Origin of the sequence: uncultured Aquimarina sp. (genome assembly GCF_947500065.1) — a bacterium.
GTDB lineage: Bacteria > Bacteroidota > Bacteroidia > Flavobacteriales > Flavobacteriaceae > Aquimarina.
On record NZ_CANMQT010000001.1, the window covers coordinates 218,900 to 233,797 of the forward strand.

Genomic DNA, 14,898 nt, shown 5'->3' on the forward strand with positions numbered 1-14,898 from the left:
TTTTATGTGATTAGTACACCACAAATATGAAAACTGAATGCTAACTATACCGTTAACCAGTGTTAACGAGTGTTAACCGATTCCTTTTATATCATTTAAGAATCCTATTTTTGGCATATGCAAAAGAACAGTTATAAAAGCATTTTATATTTTATTACCATTGTAATAGCAGTTACCTTAGGTATACAGGTCTATTGGAATTTTAAAAATTATGAAGCAGGAAAACAGCAACTAATTAATGAAGTTCAAATAAGTTTGGATAATGCAGTAGATCAATATTATGAAAAACTAGCAAAGGATCAGACTATTGGTTTCGCATCAAAATCAGGGGATTTAGGCAATTTTTTGGGGAGCTCTAAATTTGACAGTATTATTAAAAATATTGATACTACCCGTGCTCGATTTAATAATATTGATTTTTTAGAATCCACACATTTTGAGGGAGTATCTATATTCAGAGGTAAAGAGACAGATAGCATTGACGAATATCTGGAAATATCAGAACTATCTGATTCTGCAAAAATAGACATTCGTGTTAGTAGCCCCGATTCAGTTCATTTTCGTTTTCAAGAACACCCTTTACAAGCACTTACCTCTAAAATCGTAATATCCATTAACCAAGAAACGATAGAACTAAAAGAAATAGATAGTCTTTTTCAAAAAGAATTACAAAGAAAAAATGTTTATGTAGATTATGGTATAACCTATATTGATCCAATGAAAGAAGAAAAGAAATTGAACTCCAAAATTTCTTTTGAAACATCATTATCTACCAAATCTAAATCTTCATATTTACCCCTTGATAGCTCTTTAGAATTATTTTTCACTAATACTACACGTTCTATACTAAAGAAAAACTTATTTGGAATTTTATTATCCTTCATTTTAGTTGGTTCAGTAATAGGTTGTCTTTTATACCTTTTAAAAATCATCAATCATCAAAAACAATTAGCAGAGTTAAAAAATGACTTGATCAGTAATATTACTCATGAGTTTAAAACCCCTATAGCTACTATTAGTGCTGCTCTGGAAGGAATTCAGAGTTTCAATAAAGAAAATGACCCTAAGAAGACAAAAAAATATGTTGAGATGTCTTCTAACCAATTAGGGAAATTAAACACCATGGTTGAAAAAATATTAGAAACCGCTACTTTAGATAGCGAAGAACTTCAACTAAACTTAGAAGAAACAAATCTAGTGAGTCTTATTGACACTGTTACCAAAAAACATCAAGCGAATTCTCCAAATAAAAAAATATCATTTGATAGTTCTCATGAAAATATTTGGAAAAAAATAGATGCATTTCATTTTGAAAATGCCATTAATAATATTGTAGACAATGCGATCAAATATGGAGGAGACACTATTGTTGTATCTATAAAAAACACAAATACAAACATATCTATAGAAATACAAGATGATGGAACATCCTTAAACAAAGCTAATAGGGATAAAATATTTGAGAAATTCTATAGAGTACCTAAAGGAAATACTCACGATGTTAAAGGATTCGGAATAGGCTTATTTTACACTAAAACAATCATAGAAAAACATCAAGGTTCTATACAACTATTACTAGATCAACAGAAGACTAACTTTAAAATCACATTACCAAATGGCTGAACTTATAGAAATAGTATTAGCAGAGGATGAACCTTCTTTAGGTCAGATTATTAAAGAAAGTCTGGAAACAAGAAACTTTAAAGTACATCTTGCCCAAAATGGAGAAGAAGCATATACCTTATATCAATCTGTGCACCCAAAAATATTAGTATTGGATGTAATGATGCCGAAGAAAGATGGATTTACACTAGCCAAAGAAATTAGACTAGAGAACGATACTGTTCCTATCATATTCCTTACAGCAAAATCACAAGCTCAGGATGTGGTAGAAGGTTTTACAATTGGTGGAAATGATTACCTGAAGAAACCTTTTAGTATGGAAGAATTAATTGTACGAATCAACAATTTATTACATCGCACTAAAATTCAACAAAGTTCTCAGACACTTGTAATTGGTAAATACACATTTGATTTCCCTAAACAGATTCTCACCTATGAGAACGAATCTCATCAACTAACACATAGAGAGTCACATTTATTATTTCATTTGATAAAAAACAAAAATCAAGTATTAGATCGTTCTATGATCCTTAAAAAACTTTGGGGAGATGATGATTTCTTTAACGGAAGAAGTATGGATGTGTTTATCACAAAGCTCCGTAAAAAACTAAAACAAGACGATGCGATCCAAATCATTAATGTAAGAGGATATGGATATAAACTAGTTTGTTAAAGTACATCCGATGTTACTATATTTGGAGATAAAACATACGTGGTACATTCATTTCTTAAAATTTCAAAAGAACTATTCGTTTTTACCAAAAAACCGGTAGATGAACCTAAGTCTAATAACTCTTTTGCTCAAAACTTTAAGACACTTATACTCCTACTAATTATTAGTTTTGTTTTAGTGTTTTTCGCTACAATTTTATTTTTAGTTATAAACACCTATTTATTTGATTTTTTATCACAAGGAAAATTTGACGAAGTATTTGCAAATATATCCTTAACAAGTATACTTTTTTTAGTAAGTATAATAGCACCAGTTGTCGAAGAAATCATTTTTAGATTAGCGCTGCGGTATAAGCATAATTATATTTTCAGAGGAGTTGATTTCATTTTTAAAACAAAAAAGGTGAGTTTTTTTTGGACTAAAAATTATCGTTTATTTTATTATACATCTATCATAGCCTTTGGTTTAATCCATTTAACAAATTATCATATAAATTCTTATTGGTTTTTAATATTTGCTCCTTTCATTATACTCCCGCAACTAATAATTGGAGTCATTTTAAGCTTTATTCGAATGAAATCGGGCTTTATATGGGCTATATTGTTACATTCATTATATAATGGCATATTAACACTGGGGATGATATTATTTTTTAATAAAAGTATCATAACAGATTACACCAGCGATTCATACAAATTAAAAATCGAGCAATTAACCTATGGTTTAGATAAGGAAACATATTCTAGTTCAAAAGAAAAAAATGATAGCATATATTATTTTGACATAAGAAATAATTCTCTTAGAAACGTTCTCTATCAACTAAAAGAGGATACTCGAAATTATAAAAATCTAAATACTAGACTAAACATTCTTTTGGAAAAAGACACTTCTAAGATCCATAAAAAAGTGATCATTAAAGAACTCCAAAAACACTTCTCTATAGACAAAAAATTTGTGCAATAGATTACTATTATATAATGGCCATATTTTTGTACTTTGCTGATTTATGAAAAAGATCATATTCCTTTTAACCCTATTCGGATATATCTATACAACTTCAGCTCAGAGAAATGCAATAGCACAGGACTCTATCTCATTAGAAGCTGATACGTTCTTAGGTGTAGACTCTTTTGGTGCTGTTTATTATACTAAAGGAAACATTTTTTATAAAAAATGGAACGATCGTGAATGGCAGTTTGGTGATTTTATCTTAGGGCAACTAACACAAGTATCCATTCTCAATCCTCTAAAAATTGTATTGTTCTATGAATCCTCGAATACTATGGTCTTAGTTGACAAGTATTTATCGGAAATTGATCGCGTTAATTTTAATACCATTACAGAATTTAAGAGCGTTTCTAAGGTTTCTCCTGCAAATGATAATAGCATCTGGCTTTTTGATGCTAACACACAACAATTAGAAGTATTTAATACGAATTCTAACAAAACATTAGTTACTACACAACCTATTAATGAACTGCCTATATCACTAAATAGTAATTTTAATTACTGCTGGGTACTTACTTCTGGAACACTATCTCAATTTAATATTTATGGAAGTCTATTAGGAAGGATTAAAAATGAGGGATTTACTGATATGAAAATTATCAATGATGATCTGATTATCTTAAAAGAAGATAGCTTGTACTATCTATCTATGGATACAGAAGAAATAGAAAAGATAAATCTTCCTGAAATTCCTATAAAACAGTTTTCTGTTACTAATGAAATCCTTTATATTTACCACCAAAGTAAGATTTACAGTTTTGACCTAACACCCCAAAAAAAATAATCAACTATGCATGTAGCCATTGCAGGAAATATTGGTGCCGGAAAAACAACATTAACCAAATTATTAGCCAAACATTATCGATGGGAACCTCAATTCGAAGATGTATTGGAAAATCCTTATCTAGAGGATTTTTATAATAAAATGGAACGTTGGTCTTTTAATTTACAAATTTATTTCCTCAATAGTCGATTTAGACAGATTCTGGAAATACGCGAAAGTGGAAAAGATATCATTCAGGACAGAACGATTTATGAAGATGCATATATCTTTGCTCCTAACCTTCATGCGATGGGATTAATGACTAATCGTGATTTCGAAAACTATAAATCTCTATTTGATTTAATGGAAAGTGTGGTTGAAGGTCCTGATTTACTTATTTATCTGCGTAGCAGTATCCCTAATCTTGTAGCACAGATTCACAAACGTGGACGTGAATATGAAAACACTATTAGTATAGATTATCTAAGTCGATTGAACGAAAGATATGAAGCTTGGGCTCATGGATATGATAAAGGGAATCTTCTTATTGTAGATGTAGATCACCTTAACTTTGTCGATAATCCCGAAGATCTTGGTAGTATTATAAACCGTATTGATGCAGAATTAAACGGGTTATTCTAAAAATAATAAAGGCCTCTCTATTAAGAAAGGCCTTCTTTTTTGAACTTACTATACGCAAGTTTCTTTCTACTTTAACTACTTAAGATTGTTGCTCACCTTCAGTTTCAGTCTCCTTATTGTCTTCTTTTAGTGCTTTATCAGAAGAATTATCAAGTTCTTCTCCAGCTTCATTCACAGCCTTTTCTGCTTCTTTTTCAACTTCGGCAGCTTCCTTTACAGCTTCTTCAGCAGTATTTTCAACTTCTTTTTGTACTTCGCTGGTTTCTTCTGTAGCATTTTCCGTTTCCTTATTTGTTTCTCTACAAGAAACGAACACTACATTTAAAGTAAATAAAAACACTAATGCTAAAATTACTTTTTTCATAATATGAAATTTTTAGTTGTTATTATATCGCTATAACGGCTTTCTAATCTCACTATTTCTATTAACTTGGTAATGTTTTCACAAAAAATCTTAATTTTTTTAACAGAATGAATTTCAGTGATTTATTTCAATTTCTTTCAGAATTACAACAAAACAATAACAAAGAATGGATGGATATCAATCGTAAATGGTATCAACATGTCCGTAATTCTTTTATACAATGGCTAGATCATATGGATACGGAATTTGCCAAAATTGATTCTGGGTATTACTCAACTTCTGGGAAAAAAGGAATTAACAGAATCAATAATAATCTCCTTTTCCATCCTAATAAACCAGTTTACAAAGATCATTTTGCAGCTGGATTAGATCAACGATCCAAGCAAGGGGATTTTTATATCCAGATTGGTGTAAATGATTGTGAACTTGCTGGTGGATATTGGAAACCAGACAATAAAATTCTAAATAGTATACGAGAAGCAATTGATTATAATGGCGAAGAACTAGTTAAAATCATAAAAAAAAGAAGTTTCCAAAAGACTTTTGGAGGATTGTTACAAGACAGAGATATGCTTAAAAAAGCTCCCAAAGGATATACAATAGATCACAAACATATAGATTTATTACGTCTCAAAACTATTGCTGTTATTCACCCTTTAACTAAAGAGGAAATTCTACAAGATGATTTTAATGAAAGAGTAATCGAAGTATATAAAGAAATGCTTCCTTTTAGAAGATATCTGAATGAAGCAGTTACGGTTTAAGTTGTATCCAAGTTATCGGCCAAATACTTAACAATTATATCAGTTGCACCGGTGTTACTATTGATAAAATGACCAGCAATCATACCTGTTTGCTGTCTATATTTTTTATTCTCTATTAACTTATTCATAATATTAGAGAATTCGGATGCGTTAGATATCGAAAATAATCCTGCTAATTTCTGAAGTTGTTTTGCCTCTCCGAATTTTTCAAAATGCTGACCTATAATAATTGGGATTCCAAAGGTGGCAGGTTCTAGAATATTATGTAATCCTGATGTTCCCATTGCTCCTCCAACATAAGCTATATCAGCGTAACTGTAAACACGTGATAAATAACCAATCGTATTCATAACAAATACTTGATAATCGTTCAAGTTCTTTCCTTCTTTCTCAGAAAAAAGAACCGTTTTTTTAGTCAACTTCTGTTTTAACGACTGTACACCATTATCTTTTATCTCGTGTGGCGCAATAATAAAACACAAATCATTAGCTACTTGATTTACAAAATCCAAAAACACTTCTTCGTCCTCCGTCCACGAACTACCAATTACAATACAAAGTCTATCGCCTATAAATTCTGAAATAAAATCTACTTGATTATTCATTTCGATCTGATGAGACACTCTATCAAAACGCGTGTCACCACTAACAGTAACATTACTAAAACCTACTTGATTCAATAAACCTTTTGAAGTAGCATCCTGAACAAAAAAATGATCTACCGTTTTTAAAGCATTTCTCATAAAACCACCATACCATCTAAAAAATGCTTGGTCTTCTCTAAATGCTGCGGATATTATAGTAATAGGAATGACATTCTTTTTTAATTCCATTAAATAATTAGGCCAAAACTCATATTTCACAAAAACCGCAAGTTCTGGTTGTACTAATTTTATAAATTTTCTGGCATTTGTCATAGTATCTATTGGCAGATATACGATTACATCAGCAAGTGTGCTATTTTTTTTCACTTCATATCCCGATGGAGAGAAAAAAGTAACTAATATCTTATGATCCGGATACGTGCTCTTCATCATTTCCATCACGGGAACTCCTTGCTCATATTCTCCCAAAGAAGCACAATGAAACCAGATAACTCGATCTTCTATTTTTAAACTCTTTTCCAATACTTCAAAAACAGTTCTCCTTCCTTTAACAAACAAAGTAAGTTTTGGGCTAATTACCCCAATAACCGGAAGTAATGCATTGAATACTGAGATAAGAAGATTATAAAAAAAATTCAAGTGTTCTGATTTTATGTCTCGCTAAAATACGGCTCTTTCTTATAAAAATAAACAAACATTTGATTCAAAAAAGCTGATAACTTAAATTGATTAAAATTCAAAGAAATTAGCATTTTAACAAAAAAATACATGCTTTTTTTCAATTTTAACAAAAAATATTCAATAAAATTACTAAATTGACATCAACTAACACACAAACTCAAACATTATGAAATTAAAAATTACTCTAATTGCATTATTTTCTTGTGTAATATTATTTTCTCAAAATTTTTCAGAAGTCCAACTACCTACACCCGATAAGCTCAACCCTTTTTTCATTGGACCTCTTTTTAAATCCACCATTCACTACGGTGTAACTCCACCAAATTATAACGGAAAAGTAATTCTATTTAACCACGGATATATAGACCTTAATCAGACTCAATTTTTGTTTGATAATTCTTTTTATAAAAAAACCTATAATGAAGGATATCAAGCAGTTTTTGTAGCTACCACAAGAGGAGGCGGAATATGGGTAAACGGAGAGTTACTTGCCGAATCCATTGATATTATTACTGAACGATATAATGTACCAAATGTATATGTTGTAGCGCATAGTAATGGTGGGAAAGCTGCGGAAGCCGCCATGATCGAATATGGCAAAAAGGATAAAGTAGAGCAGGTTTTTGCACTAGGAACTCCTTATTGGGGAACTTATTTAGCTGACATTTCTCAAATGCCTTGGCTAAACTGGGCTTGGCGTTTAACAGGATTAAACGAGGGTGCGGTAACCTCAACTACGTATTACTGCAGAGATGTAGTACGTCCATATCTGGATAATAACCCTAATAATGAACCAGATAAATTTATAGTACTAGGAGCTTCCGGATATTTTAATGGATCCAACCTCCTTGCCAGAGCAGCTTTTACAGTAACTGGCGGAATTTTACTTCCTATTCAAGGAGCTAATGATGGCGTCGCTCCTTATAGAAGTACACTAAGGCCTGGCGCAGAATATGTATTCAGAAAAAATGATTATCGTGCCTTTTTTGATCATATAGATGTCAGTTTTGGGCAGTTTAGTTGGCCCTATGTTAAATCCTATATTCAGAATCGATCACAGAAAAACAATCAACCTTTTGAAACTGAAACTCATGATAACTTTAGCACAGAAAGTAACTATTATATCATACACTCAGAGAATGAGTATGACCAAATAATATTAGATAAAAATTCAACATTTGCAGTTGCAGAAATCCTTCATGAAAGTCCAACAGCCGATTTTAAGGGTTTTAACAAAGATCAAACACAAATAAAAATACTAAAAAACCATAGTGAAAAGGGTCATAAAACCGTGATTCCTTTTTCTGAGAGTAATATTCAATTAAAAAGTGATTCTCGTTTTGCTGCTTTTATCAAACAAAACAATGGAATCACAATGTCTTTAAAACATTTAATAAAAAATACACACCCTACACTAAAAGTTGATCTTTCTTCAACTCAAAAAGATTATGAGTTACTTGTAAATACAGAAGTACGTGGTGTAATCATCAAGACTTCTGAAATAGATGGTACTCATTTACAAAATGATCCCGAAATAATCTCTTTTGACGAAAAGAATGGTAGTTTTTACTTTGACACCAAAGATCTCGAAGAAGGTGTTTACAGTTTATTTCTCAACTCAGAAAGTAAAGGTAATTTTAAAAGAAGTATTATTTCAGGGTTTGTAGTTGGAGACATTAGTAAAGCATTAAGTACTAATGAAAACGTAGATATTATCAATGAAACGAATAGGTCTATGCAGATTACTCCTAATTCAGTTAAAGATCAAGCTCAATTATCTCTTCAAGGATATGATATTTCTGAAAAGTTATCACTAATTGTTTATGACATTACAGGTAAAAAGATTATCAACTTTGTGGTTCCTGTAAATCAAAATTCGCAATATGATATCTCTGAAAAACTGCGACCATTATCTGGTGGTATATATCTTTTACAAGTTAATAATATGAAAACGGTAAAATTCGTAAAAGAATAATGTTATAAATATCTGAAAGAAAAGCTTTTGCCAATACGAGACCATTCTGAGGTGATTCGTTAATAAAAAACGCATCAAAACTAGCGATCACATTGGCAATCGTATCATTATTTTGTACTTTCGTCAAGTTACAAAACACATCCTATGAAGAAGATTCAAATGGTTGACTTAAAGGGTCAATATGAACAAATTAAAGAACGTGTGGATTCGTCTATTCTAGATGTTATCTCCAATGCCGCATTTATAAACGGTCCGGAAGTACATAGTTTCCAAAAAGAATTGGAAGAATATTTAGATGTGAAACATGTAATTCCTTGTGCTAATGGAACGGATGCTTTGCAAATAGCGATGATGGGATTGGGCTTAAAACCAGGAGATGAAGTTATCACTGCAGATTTTACTTTTGCAGCTACCGTAGAAGTGATTGCGCTATTACAACTTACACCTGTTTTAGTAGATGTAGAACCGGATTCTTTTAATATTGATCCAGATGCCATTCGTAAAGCTATCACACCAAATACAAAGGCAATTGTACCTGTTCATTTATTTGGTCAAGCTGCTAATATGGATGAAATTATGGCAATTGCTAAGGAACATAATCTATATGTAATAGAAGATAATGCGCAAGGTATTGGTTCTAGTTACAAATTTGCAGATGGAAAAGTTGTAAAAACCGGAACTATTGGTCACGTATCTTCTACTTCGTTTTTTCCATCTAAAAATTTAGGATGTTACGGTGATGGTGGAGCTATTTTTACCAATGATGATGATCTGGCACATACTATTCGTGGAGTTGTAAATCACGGAATGTATAAAAGATACCATCATGATGTAGTCGGTGTAAACTCTCGATTAGATTCTATCCAAGCTACAGTACTTAGAGCTAAGCTCCCTAATCTGGACACATATAATAATGCCAGAAGAGCAGCTGCAAGAAAATATACTAAGGCTTTTGAAAACATAGAAAATATAATCACCCCAAAAGTAAAAGGAAATAGCTGTGACACTCATGAAGATACAATTTGTGACACTTGTAACTGTCATGTATTTCATCAATACACGCTTCGTGTTGTCAATATAGATCGTGATGCCCTAGCAAAACATCTTAATGATGCAGGAATCCCTTGTGGTGTATATTATCCTATTCCATTGCATAACCAAAAAGCATATCAAGATGAGCGCTATAATGAAGCTGATTTCCCGGTTACCAATCAACTTGTGAAAGAAGTAATTTCATTACCTATGCATACCGAATTAGATAATGAACAAATCAATTTTATAACAAAAACTATTATTGATTTTGTTACTAAATAAATTTCAAAAATTAGAAAAACCAATTACCCCTTATAATTAATTTTATATAACCCATAAATACCTATAATGGATTCACTTTGTCTTTGTTATAATCTAGTAGATCAGAAAAATCTCCCTGGAATTCCTCCTTTACCAGAAGCCTATATCGTACCCGTAAGTAATGGTCGTCTTGGTTATGTTGAGAAGCAAGCAACTCCTGCAACCCTTGAAAGTTTTGGGATACCATATCTAGAAACTGCTCACGAACAGTTGTTAGAAATATGTTCTAGTCTAAAAATTGCGGTGTTAGAACAGCAATTCAGACCAGCTAAAAAGAGAAAAAACTTTGGTCTTGCAGATATTTTGAAAGAACCTAAAATTAAAGATGTAGTTATCAGCTATATTAATAATAAACTCTCTACTTTTTTTGCTCTTGTAATTGAGAATCAATATTCTGTTATACATAACGCACAAAGAAAAGATCCTTTTGAAGTACATAGGTTATCGATTGGTGATAGCATACTTAATCCAATCCTAGAATTTACAAAAACAGACGAAGGTATCGATTATGCTTTTTCTTTGAAGGATGGAGAGAAATCTATAATTCCTCAAAACCATAACATTCAGATATTACTAAATGAACCCTCTTGGATTGTATTAGACAAGTCTATTCACCACATTAATAACCTAAATGCCAATAAATTAAAACCGTTTTTTAGTAAAGAAAAAATCACTATAGCTAAAAAACATATTAAAACCTATCTAGATAAGGTAATCATCCCTGTTATCAAAAATGTGGATGTAATAGCTAATGGTTTCGAAATTATAATTCACAAGGAAATAACATCTTACAGGATAGAGATTATTCAGGATTTTATAAAAGAAAATTATGTCGCCAAAGTAGTTTTTAACTACGGTGAAGCTACTTTTGATTATAACAGTGCCAAAAAAACTTCTTCTGATGTACATTTTGGAGAAAATGAAGAAATTCAAATCACTCAAATCAAGAGAGATCCTAATGCTGAAAAAGAAATTATAGCATTGCTGACATCAAAAGGATTAACAATAAATGCGAATCTTTTACTTGAGATCGAAGTTTCTGATGATCCATTAGCCATTTTTAATTGGGTACAAACGAATCATAAGGAACTAGAAAAAGAAGGCTTTGAGATTATTATGCCTAACCTTGAAGATAGATCTGTAAATCTTGACTCACATCAGATCGAAATTAAGAACAAAAAAAAAATGACTGGTTCGATGTCAAAGGAATAGTCCTTATTGGAACTCAGGAAATTCCGTTTTCTAAATTTATTAAGTACATAAAAGAAAATAATCGTCTTTTCCCAATTGATGATCATTCCGTATTTATTATTCCTCTAGAATGGATGACACGCTTTAAGAAATTAGCAAATTTCGGAAAAGTACAGGATGATAGTATTCAAGTAAACAAAGGTAATTACACCTTACTAGAGGATATCATTGCTCCAGAAGAATTAGAAATTACGGAACATATTGATTTCGACTATCAACCTTCATCCGCATTAAAAGCTACATTAAGGCCATATCAAGAAGAAGGTCTAAAGTGGTTGATAAAACACCAACAGAATCAACTGGGTGCCTGTCTTGCAGATGATATGGGACTTGGAAAAACATTACAAACCATTGCAGCCTTGCTGTACACTAAAGAACAACTTACTCCAGAACCTCAGGAAACAAAAACGATTCGGTTAGACCTGTTTAGTGATCCTTTAGAAATCAAAACCTATCTCAAAGCATTAATTGTACTACCATCTTCTTTAATATTTAACTGGGCACAAGAAATATTAAAATTTGCTCCACAACTCACAATTACAAAATACATAGGATCTGATCGCAAAAAAATAATACCCTATATAGAAACATATGACATCATACTTACAACCTATACCACATTATCTAAAGACATTTCCCAATTAAAAAAAACGAAATTCACATATTTAGTAACTGACGAAAGTCAGCAAATTAAAAATAAAGAATCTAAAATATTCAAAGCTGTTAATAATATCAATGCAACCCATAAAATTTCATTAAGTGGTACTCCCATTGAAAATTCATTATCAGATCTTTGGTCACAAATGGAGTTTATCAACCCAGGAATGCTAGGGAGTTATCCGTTTTTTAAAGATCATTTTAAAATTCCAATAGAAAAGCATCAGAACGAAGAGCGCATTAAAGAACTAAAAACACTTATTGAACCTTTTATACTAAGAAGAACCAAAGAACAAGTTGCTAAGGATCTACCAGAGTTGTCTGAACAGATCATCTACACAGAGATGCTAACAGAACAGGAAAAAGAATATGAATCTCAGAAATCTGCAGCAAGAAATTTATTATTAGGTATTGATCCAATATCTGCTAATAAAATTCACATTATTAACACCTTAACCAAACTACGTCAATTAGCGAATCACCCTAAACTTTTTAACCCATCTACAAAGGATACTTCTGGTAAATTTAAAGATGTTACCTCACATTTAGAAACATTGGTTAGATCCAACAAAAAGGTATTAATATTTAGTTCTTTTGTATCTCATCTTAATCTGTACCAGGAGTGGTGTGCATCGCAGAACATCTCTTTCGTAAGTCTTACAGGTCAGACAAAAAGTTCGGATAGAGAAAAGGTTGTCAATGAATTTCAGGAAAATGATACAATTCCCCTATTCTTCATTTCATTAAAAGCAGGAGGAGTAGGTCTTAATCTTACGAAAGCTTCCTATGTTGTTTTATTGGATCCCTGGTGGAATCCTTTTATTGAGAAACAAGCCATTGCCCGTTCACATCGTATTGGACAGAAAAACAATGTTATGGTCAGTCGTTTTATCACTAAAAATACGATCGAAGAAAAAATCCTTCAATTACAAGAACGTAAAAAGAATCTTTCTGATGAAATCATCTCTATTGACACAATACCTGACTACATAGAAAATGACTTAGCTGAATTATTAAAATAAAGATGTATTGGATTGATTCAACAAATACTTAAAAGAAACTAATACATTACCTAATATGGAATTTCACTGAAGATAAAGCAATACTACTCCCTGTATTTCTAAAAGAAATCATAATCTACTTATCAATTACAGTATTTTATTTTAAATTGTTGATCTTATAATTTAGCACAAATTCATTCATAGACAACTTCACACAATTTATAAGCTTATGAAATTCTTTTACACATTACTCTTTGTCTTAATAAGTACTACTCTTGTTGCTCAAGACACATACATTCATTGCGGAAAATTAATTGACACCAAATCAGGTAAAATTCTTACGGAAAGAACAATCGTGGTATCCGGCAAGAAAATCAGTAAAGTAGAAATAGGGTATACTACTGGAGAAAGTGATGATAATATTATTGACCTGAAAGACAAAACCGTAATGCCAGGACTCATTGATATGCACGTTCATATCGAAAGTGAATCTAATCCAAAGGCATATCTAGAACGTTATACGAGCAACGAGGCAGATGTAGCTTATAATTCAGTTGGATTTGCTAAGACTACATTAATGGCCGGGTTTACTACGATACGAGATCTTGGAGGAAGTGGCGTAAACATTGCTTTGAAGAAAGCAATTGCCCAAGGAAAAATCGATGGTCCAAGAATATTCACAGCAGGTAAATCACTAGCAACAACTGGCGGTCATGCAGATCCAACCAATGGAAGTAATAAATCTTTAATAGGGGATCCAGGTCCAAAAGATGGTGTAGTAAACAGTGTAGAAGATGCTAAAAAAGCTGTTAGACAACGTTATAAAAACGGTGCTGATCTAATTAAAATTACGGCCACTGGAGGAGTGTTAAGTGTAGCCAAAAGTAGTTCTAATCCTCAATTTACGATAGAAGAAATAAAAGCTATCTGTAAAACCGCAAAGGATTATGGATTTCATGTAGCTGCCCATGCACACGGAGATGAAGGAATGCAACGTGCAATAATCGGAGGCGTAAAAACAATCGAGCACGGTACGTTAATGAGTACTAAAACTATGGATCTAATGAAAAAAAATAGAGCTTATTTAGTACCTACTATTACCGCTGGAAAAGAAGTTACTGAAAAAGCTAAAATAGATGGGTACTATCCTGCGATCATTGTTCCAAAAGCTCTAGAAATCGGACCTCAGATTCAAGATACTTTTAAGAAAGCATATAAACGTGGTGTCCGCATTGCATTTGGTACAGATGCAGGAGTTTTTAAGCACGGACAGAATGCCAAAGAATTTGGATATATGGTAGAAGCTGGTATGCGCCCAATAACAGCCATACAATGTGCTACTATAGTCAATGCTAAAGTATTGAATATGACTAAAGAATTAGGGCAAATTGCACCCGATTTCTTTGCTGATATAGTAGCAGTAAATGATGATCCTACTGAAGAAATAAAAACTATGGAAAATGTAGTATTTGTAATGAAAAACGGAAAAATATATAAACAATAAATTTTTATACTAATAAATCAACATCATAGTAAGA

At 31.8% G+C, this 14,898-nt stretch carries 13 protein-coding genes; 11 read left to right on the top strand and 2 right to left on the bottom strand.

Going from position 1 to position 14,898, the window contains the following annotated elements; translation table 11 throughout:
• Nucleotides 1–117: 117 nt before the first annotated feature.
• The 5 genes from Q0975_RS01120 to Q0975_RS01140 are packed head-to-tail and all read left to right on the top strand — an operon-like array spanning nucleotide 118 to nucleotide 4,709.
• Entirely contained in the window at nucleotides 118–1,623 is a 1,506-nt protein-coding gene (locus Q0975_RS01120; RefSeq protein ID WP_299431853.1) for a HAMP domain-containing sensor histidine kinase, read from the top strand.
• Nucleotides 1,616–2,296 (top strand): response regulator transcription factor, encoded by a 681-nt coding sequence (locus tag Q0975_RS01125; protein ID WP_299431856.1) that lies wholly within the window; start codon nucleotides 1,616–1,618, stop codon nucleotides 2,294–2,296. The genes Q0975_RS01120 and Q0975_RS01125 overlap by 8 nt, the downstream gene beginning before the upstream one ends.
• A gap of 39 nt (nucleotides 2,297–2,335) precedes the next feature.
• Nucleotides 2,336–3,259: a CPBP family intramembrane glutamic endopeptidase gene (locus Q0975_RS01130; RefSeq protein WP_299431859.1), complete on the top strand. Its 924-nt coding sequence runs from the start codon at nucleotides 2,336–2,338 to the stop codon at nucleotides 3,257–3,259.
• A gap of 43 nt (nucleotides 3,260–3,302) precedes the next feature.
• Entirely contained in the window at nucleotides 3,303–4,088 is a 786-nt protein-coding gene (locus Q0975_RS01135; protein ID WP_299431862.1) for a hypothetical protein, read from the top strand.
• A 6-nt stretch (nucleotides 4,089–4,094) separates the two neighbouring features.
• Entirely contained in the window at nucleotides 4,095–4,709 is a 615-nt protein-coding gene (locus Q0975_RS01140; protein ID WP_027393042.1) for a deoxynucleoside kinase, read from the top strand.
• Nucleotides 4,710–4,788: 79 nt separating this feature from the next.
• Here the strand turns inward: Q0975_RS01140 and Q0975_RS01145 are convergent, their stop codons facing one another.
• Nucleotides 4,789–5,073 carry a hypothetical protein gene (locus Q0975_RS01145; RefSeq protein ID WP_299431865.1) on the bottom strand — a complete coding sequence of 95 codons (285 nt, stop codon included), beginning with the start codon at nucleotides 5,071–5,073 and terminating at the stop codon, nucleotides 4,789–4,791.
• Between the two features lie 107 nt (nucleotides 5,074–5,180).
• Between Q0975_RS01145 and Q0975_RS01150 the strand changes: the two genes are divergently transcribed.
• On the top strand, nucleotides 5,181–5,837 hold the full coding sequence (locus Q0975_RS01150) for a DUF2461 domain-containing protein (RefSeq protein ID WP_299431868.1): 657 nt from the start codon (nucleotides 5,181–5,183) through the stop codon (nucleotides 5,835–5,837).
• On the opposite strand, the gene Q0975_RS01155 is transcribed toward Q0975_RS01150, so the two are convergent.
• The gene (locus Q0975_RS01155) at nucleotides 5,834–7,081 is read right to left on the bottom strand and encodes a glycosyltransferase N-terminal domain-containing protein (RefSeq protein WP_299431871.1); all 1,248 of its coding nucleotides are present in this window, start codon (nucleotides 7,079–7,081) and stop codon (nucleotides 5,834–5,836) included. The genes Q0975_RS01150 and Q0975_RS01155 overlap by 4 nt on opposite strands.
• Nucleotides 7,082–7,289: 208 nt before the next feature.
• On the opposite strand from Q0975_RS01155, the gene Q0975_RS01160 reads away from it, so the two are divergent.
• From Q0975_RS01160 to Q0975_RS01180, 5 genes are all read left to right on the top strand, one after another.
• Complete coding sequence (locus Q0975_RS01160) at nucleotides 7,290–9,098, top strand: alpha/beta hydrolase (protein ID WP_299431874.1); 1,809 nt, start codon at nucleotides 7,290–7,292, stop codon at nucleotides 9,096–9,098.
• Between the two features lie 144 nt (nucleotides 9,099–9,242).
• A complete protein-coding gene (locus Q0975_RS01165; protein WP_299431877.1) occupies nucleotides 9,243–10,412 on the top strand; it encodes a DegT/DnrJ/EryC1/StrS family aminotransferase in 1,170 nt (389 codons plus the stop codon).
• 66 nt (nucleotides 10,413–10,478) lie between these two features.
• On the top strand, nucleotides 10,479–11,663 hold the full coding sequence (locus Q0975_RS01170) for an SNF2 helicase associated domain-containing protein (RefSeq protein ID WP_299431880.1): 1,185 nt from the start codon (nucleotides 10,479–10,481) through the stop codon (nucleotides 11,661–11,663).
• Nucleotides 11,664–11,776: 113 nt separating this feature from the next.
• The gene (locus Q0975_RS01175; protein ID WP_299431883.1) at nucleotides 11,777–13,381 is read left to right on the top strand and encodes a DEAD/DEAH box helicase; all 1,605 of its coding nucleotides are present in this window, start codon (nucleotides 11,777–11,779) and stop codon (nucleotides 13,379–13,381) included.
• Nucleotides 13,382–13,589: 208 nt separating this feature from the next.
• Complete coding sequence (locus tag Q0975_RS01180; protein WP_299431888.1) at nucleotides 13,590–14,864, top strand: amidohydrolase family protein; 1,275 nt, start codon at nucleotides 13,590–13,592, stop codon at nucleotides 14,862–14,864.
• Nucleotides 14,865–14,898: the final 34 nt, after the last annotated feature.

Excerpts from the sequence above, each read along its gene's own strand:
- Q0975_RS01120 (WP_299431853.1), top strand. The coding sequence starts at position 118 with ATGCAAAAGAACAGTTATAAAAGCATTTTATATTTTATTACCATTGTA.
- Q0975_RS01125 (WP_299431856.1), top strand. The coding sequence starts at position 1,616 with ATGGCTGAACTTATAGAAATAGTATTAGCAGAGGATGAACCTTCTTTA.
- Q0975_RS01135 (WP_299431862.1), top strand. The coding sequence starts at position 3,303 with ATGAAAAAGATCATATTCCTTTTAACCCTATTCGGATATATCTATACA.
- Q0975_RS01140 (WP_027393042.1), top strand. The coding sequence starts at position 4,095 with ATGCATGTAGCCATTGCAGGAAATATTGGTGCCGGAAAAACAACATTA.
- Q0975_RS01145 (WP_299431865.1), bottom strand. The coding sequence starts at position 5,073 with ATGAAAAAAGTAATTTTAGCATTAGTGTTTTTATTTACTTTAAATGTA.
- Q0975_RS01150 (WP_299431868.1), top strand. The coding sequence starts at position 5,181 with ATGAATTTCAGTGATTTATTTCAATTTCTTTCAGAATTACAACAAAAC.
- Q0975_RS01160 (WP_299431874.1), top strand. The coding sequence starts at position 7,290 with ATGAAATTAAAAATTACTCTAATTGCATTATTTTCTTGTGTAATATTA.
- Q0975_RS01165 (WP_299431877.1), top strand. The coding sequence starts at position 9,243 with ATGAAGAAGATTCAAATGGTTGACTTAAAGGGTCAATATGAACAAATT.
- Q0975_RS01170 (WP_299431880.1), top strand. The coding sequence starts at position 10,479 with ATGGATTCACTTTGTCTTTGTTATAATCTAGTAGATCAGAAAAATCTC.
- Q0975_RS01175 (WP_299431883.1), top strand. The coding sequence starts at position 11,777 with ATGACACGCTTTAAGAAATTAGCAAATTTCGGAAAAGTACAGGATGAT.
- Q0975_RS01180 (WP_299431888.1), top strand. The coding sequence starts at position 13,590 with ATGAAATTCTTTTACACATTACTCTTTGTCTTAATAAGTACTACTCTT.